The sequence below is a fragment of the Pseudonocardia tropica genome (assembly GCF_040105315.1).
Classification (GTDB): Bacteria; Actinomycetota; Actinomycetes; order Mycobacteriales; family Pseudonocardiaceae; genus Pseudonocardia; species Pseudonocardia alni.
Genome location: NZ_JBEDNP010000051.1, coordinates 1 through 4,401, shown reverse-complemented (window position 1 = coordinate 4,401; position 4,401 = coordinate 1). Strand labels below are relative to the sequence as shown.

Here is a 4,401-nt window from a genome sequence, read left to right as displayed (position 1 = left end):
TCTTGACGCAGCAGGCTGAACGCTGTAAATTAGTAAGTGTTGCGAGGGACTGACAGCCCACGCAACACCACCCCGGAACCGAAGGAGCGCCCGTGAGCAAGAGGGTTCGACAGGCAGAGAAGTTCAGTTACGTGCTGGCCAGCGAGAACCAGAGCATCCCGCCGGGCGGCGAGGCCATCATTCGCGAGGAGCGGCGGGTGGCCCGCATCGCCGTACTGCGCGACATCGTCGCCTGGCTCGATCAGCTCGGCTACGGAGAGATCGAGGACGTCGATCGAGACATCGACTGGGGCATCCCGGTCGTCGCCGACATCGCCCGCGACCCCGACCTTGCACGCGCCGCAGGCGACATCCTGCGGCTCGCCACCGAGGTACTGGCCGGGCGGCGCCCCGCCACTCAGCTCGCCCCACTCGCGGACTCGCTGGTCCTGAGGTACCTGCAGGGACGGGGATTCGCACTGCGCGGCGGCGCCCGCCGGGGCATCGGCCGCGTCCTGAGTAGCCACGTGAGCCAGCCCGTCGAAGGCGTCGGAGAACTCACCGCGCTCGTCCTCATCGGGCACGACCGCCGCCCGCGGGCCCTCACCGCCCGAATCCAGCTCGACGGAGCGGTGCACGCCCCCGAGATCATCGGCGGATGGCGGCTGGTCCACCTCGCCGTGCTCTGACCCCAGGCCCACGACGCTCCCCGGCAGCCGCAGTCGGGGAGCGTCCCCGTCGAGAAGGAGAAGCCGGATGAAGGAGGCGGGGGTAGACGTCGCCGCGACCGCGAGCGCTTCCCCGACGCGGGCCACCGTCGAGGGCCGCGTCCTGCTGTCCCGTCATGGCATCTGCACGACCTTCGGTGTCGGGCGCGCGACCGCAGAGCGCTGGTGGCGCCACCGGGCGACGAACGGCCACCCGGCCGTGGCCTGGCAGCAGGGCCGCCGACAGTGGTGGGACGAACAGGCGATGCGGACCTTCGTCAACGACCTCGCCGCATCTCCCCCGGACCGGCTCGACGACGACGAGGAGACCGTGCTGACCCGTGCGGCCCTCGCGCGGCGGTTCCACGTCTCCGTCCAGCACCTCGCGAACCTCTACAGCGCCCGCGACGACACCGGCCACCCCCGTCCGGCCCGCCGAATCGGACGCCACCTCTACTGGTCCCTCGGCGAGATGGACAGCTGGTGGCAGCACCGCGAGGCCACCAAGCGCGACAGCCTCACGTCGGTCGACCACAGCGGGAACGGCGACGACCTCCTGACCCTCGACCAGGCCGCCGCTGTGCTCGGCTACACCGACGCGTCGGTCATCCGCGGCTACCTCGCCCGAAGCCCGGGCTACTTCCCCCGCCCCGACTGGACCGACCCCCACGGCCGACGGCACTACCTCCGCCGCACCGTCTGGGCATTCGCCGACAGTCGCACCAGGCCCGGCCGGGCCGGCCGCCCTCGCCCGGGAGCCCCTGGGTAAACAGGCGCCGACCAGCAGAAACGGTCGCGCGAATAGCCCGCAACCCGCTAGATATGGTATAGTGATTCGTATCGGGAGGCGATGACAGCGCCGACCGACACCCGCAGACCGATCGAAGGAGTCCCACGATGGACTGGCGATTCGATGCGGCATGCCGCCGCGAGAACCCCGAGCTCTTCTTCCCCGTCGGAAGCGACGGACCGGCCGAGCGACAGACAGCCGCCGCCAAGGCCGTGTGTCACCGCTGCCCGGTCCGAGAGCACTGTCTGACCCACGCCTCGCCGAGGGGGAGGGCGCCGGCGTGTGGGGCGGCACGGACGAGACCGAGCGGCGCGCCCTGCGACACGCCGGCCGACGAATGGCCACCACCGCATGAACCGGGACGGAGAGCGTCACGTGCCCGCTCCGGTCGTCGCTACTGAGGCAGTGCGGCCCAGTCCGGCGCTCGTCGACGATCAGATCCGGGCCGACCTGCTCGACCCGTGTCCGAGCTGTGGTGAGGCAGGTCCGCACGAGCCCGGTGACGCACCTGGTGCGGTGCACTGCCGTCGAGGGAGCTGTGGCGCCTGGTGGGGCGAGCAGGACGCCGTGTTCGTCGCCTGCGCGGTCAATGGCGACCTGGGCGAGGACACGACGTTCGCCGCGCTGAGCGCGATCCGCGATGCCGAGGACCGCGGGGTCGACCACGACGCAGCCACCGTCGCCGCAATCCTGCGCAGCGTCCTCACAGATACGTGATCACAGCGGTGGGGCGCGGTCCAGGCGCCCCACCGCCGCCGCCCCTCACTCATGCGCACCCGGTCATCGAGGAGCAGACCATGAACGTGTCCGTTGACGATCTCGCCGCCCTACTCGTCGAGATCGACACCGACCACTGGCGACGCCAGGCGCGCCGGGAGCAGGCCCGGCACCTCGCGGCGGTCCTGCACTGCCCGGAGCCGGGCGGAGAGCCGCCGCTCGCGCGCGTCGTCGAGATGCTCGTCCGCGACGCGGAATGCCACGACCTCGAAGAAGACGCCCAGCGCGCACTGCAGGCGACGCTGAGCGTCCACGGCATACCCGGTGGGGTCGCCCCCACCTCCTGGGAGCGCGCGCTCTGTGAGCTGATCGTCGCCATTCCCCCGGTGCATCGGCCGATGCTGGCCAGGGCCTTCCCAGATTGGGTCGCCTGGGCCGAGGTCATCGACGCACCCGACCTGCGGGCCCGCGTGCTCAGCGCCGTCGATCGCGCCTGACTGCCCACCTCTGGCTGAATAATCGCAGGTCAAAGCGCATTTCTGCATCGAATAGTGGTATAGTGAACAGCGGCGGGAGCGATGACAGCGCTCCCGCACCACAGAACCGGAGAGCGTCATGAGCGATCAGCACACCACCGGCGATCCCACGGAACGACGCACCTCGCCAGCCACTCGACACCAGATGCTGGAGGTCGCCCTGGGAGCCGCGCGGGCCGGCTACCACGTCTTCCCGCTGCAGGTCGACGGGAAGAAGCCGATCTTCCACGCCAAGCGCACCTGCAAGCGCAGCGGTCCCTGCAGCGGCCCGGAGGGGCACCTGGGCTGGGAACAGCGCGCCACCATCGACCCCGACCAGATCCGGCGCTGGTGGAGCACCAAGCCCTACAACGTCGGTATCGCCTGCGGCCCGTCGAAGCTCCTGGTGATCGACCTCGACGAGGGCCACGGGGCGACCGCACCCGAGGAGTTCGAGGGGGCCCGCAACGGCCGCGACGTCCTGCAGATGCTCGCGCGTCGCGCCGGTGAGCCCCTGCCCGACCAGACCCTGACGGTGTCCACCCCCAGCGGAGGTGGGCACCTGTACTTCCGCAACGACAGCGCGCTGCGCAACAGCTCTCAGACCGGACTCGGCTGGAAGATCGACACGAGAGGTGAGGGCGGGTACATCGTCGCTCCCGGCTCGGTCCGCCCCGAGGGGCGCTACCAGTTCGAGCGCTCCGGCCCGCCTGCCGAGCTGCCCGCATGGATCGGCGACATGCTCGCCCCGCCGCCCGAGCCGGAGATCGCCCATGTCCCGCGGCCGCGACTCGAGCTCAGCGGCAACCGCCAGGAGCGCTACGTCCGCAGCATCCTCGAAGGCGAGGCCCAGCGGATCGAGGAGGCGCAGCCGGGTGGCCGCCACCACGCAGTGCTGACCGCCGCACTCAAGCTGGGCAACTACGTCGGCGGCAACGTCATCTCCGCCGAGGAGGCACACGCGACCCTTCGCTCCGCCGTCCAGATGCACATCGGGGTCGACGACTTCAGCGAGTCCGAGGCGGAGCAGACCATCAGCGACGGACTCGCCTACGGAGCCAGGCGCCCGCGCTACGCGAACAGGGATCGAGCAGGGCGTACCGCGGCCGCCGACGGATCTGGGAATACGCAGAGAACCGTTCCTGGTCGCGGAAAGGGAAGGGCTCAGAAGAAGCCCGATGAAAAGCGGCGGAGCCGCTCGGGAGTAGGCACGTAGAGACGCACGCGAAGGCGCCACCACCAGCGGATATCGGCTAGATATGGTATAGTGATAACTACGGGGAGAGATTGACAGCTCGAACCGTTCACCCATAACCGAACGGAGCGCCTCATGCCGCGAACGCTGCACCGGACACCAGTTCCAAGTGCCTACGACGACTGCGAGTTCAGCCTGACCGACCTCTTCTGCGGCGGAGGCGGATCCTCCTTCGGCGCGGAACAGGTCCCCGGGGTCCGAAGCGTCATGGCGGTCAACCACTGGGACCTCGCCGTCGAGACCCACAACCAGAACATGCCCGACGCAGGGCACGACGTCATCGACATCGCGAAGGCCGACCCGAGCCGGTTCCCCGGCACCGACCTGCTGTGGGCGTCACCCAGCTGCACCTTCTTCAGCCCGGCCCGCGGCGAGAAGCAGACCTTCGCCCAGCCCGAGACCGAGCCCAGCCTGTTCGACCTGCTCGTCGACGACGAC

General features: G+C 69.9%; 6 protein-coding genes and 1 pseudogene. All 7 read left to right on the top strand.

Going from position 1 to position 4,401, the window contains the following annotated elements:
• The first annotated feature begins 92 nt into the window (after window positions 1-92).
• The gene (locus WHI96_RS27235) at window positions 93-668 is read left to right on the top strand and encodes an Rv3235 family protein (protein ID WP_345650429.1); all 576 of its coding nucleotides are present in this window, start codon (window positions 93-95) and stop codon (window positions 666-668) included.
• A gap of 67 nt (window positions 669-735) precedes the next feature.
• Window positions 736-1,455 carry a hypothetical protein gene (locus WHI96_RS27230; RefSeq protein WP_345650426.1) on the top strand — a complete coding sequence of 240 codons (720 nt, stop codon included), beginning with the start codon at window positions 736-738 and terminating at the stop codon, window positions 1,453-1,455.
• A gap of 128 nt (window positions 1,456-1,583) precedes the next feature.
• Window positions 1,584-1,831 (top strand): annotated as a pseudogene (locus WHI96_RS27225) (WhiB family transcriptional regulator).
• Between the two features lie 212 nt (window positions 1,832-2,043).
• Complete coding sequence (locus WHI96_RS27220) at window positions 2,044-2,193, top strand: hypothetical protein (RefSeq protein WP_345650421.1); 150 nt, start codon at window positions 2,044-2,046, stop codon at window positions 2,191-2,193.
• Window positions 2,194-2,273: 80 nt separating this feature from the next.
• Window positions 2,274-2,690, top strand: coding sequence for a hypothetical protein (locus tag WHI96_RS27215; protein WP_345650418.1), 417 nt, complete (start codon window positions 2,274-2,276; stop codon window positions 2,688-2,690).
• Between the two features lie 118 nt (window positions 2,691-2,808).
• Window positions 2,809-3,924 (top strand): bifunctional DNA primase/polymerase, encoded by a 1,116-nt coding sequence (locus WHI96_RS27210; protein ID WP_349302494.1) that lies wholly within the window; start codon window positions 2,809-2,811, stop codon window positions 3,922-3,924.
• Between the two features lie 114 nt (window positions 3,925-4,038).
• The coding region (locus WHI96_RS27205; RefSeq protein ID WP_349302493.1) for a DNA cytosine methyltransferase at window positions 4,039-4,401 on the top strand (363 nt) is incomplete at its 3' end.

Bases quoted from the DNA above. Each gene is read 5' to 3' on its own strand.
- WHI96_RS27230 (WP_345650426.1), top strand. From the start codon at position 736: ATGAAGGAGGCGGGGGTAGACGTCGCCGCGACCGCGAGCGCTTCCCCG.
- WHI96_RS27210 (WP_349302494.1), top strand. From the start codon at position 2,809: ATGAGCGATCAGCACACCACCGGCGATCCCACGGAACGACGCACCTCG.
- WHI96_RS27215 (WP_345650418.1), top strand. From the start codon at position 2,274: ATGAACGTGTCCGTTGACGATCTCGCCGCCCTACTCGTCGAGATCGAC.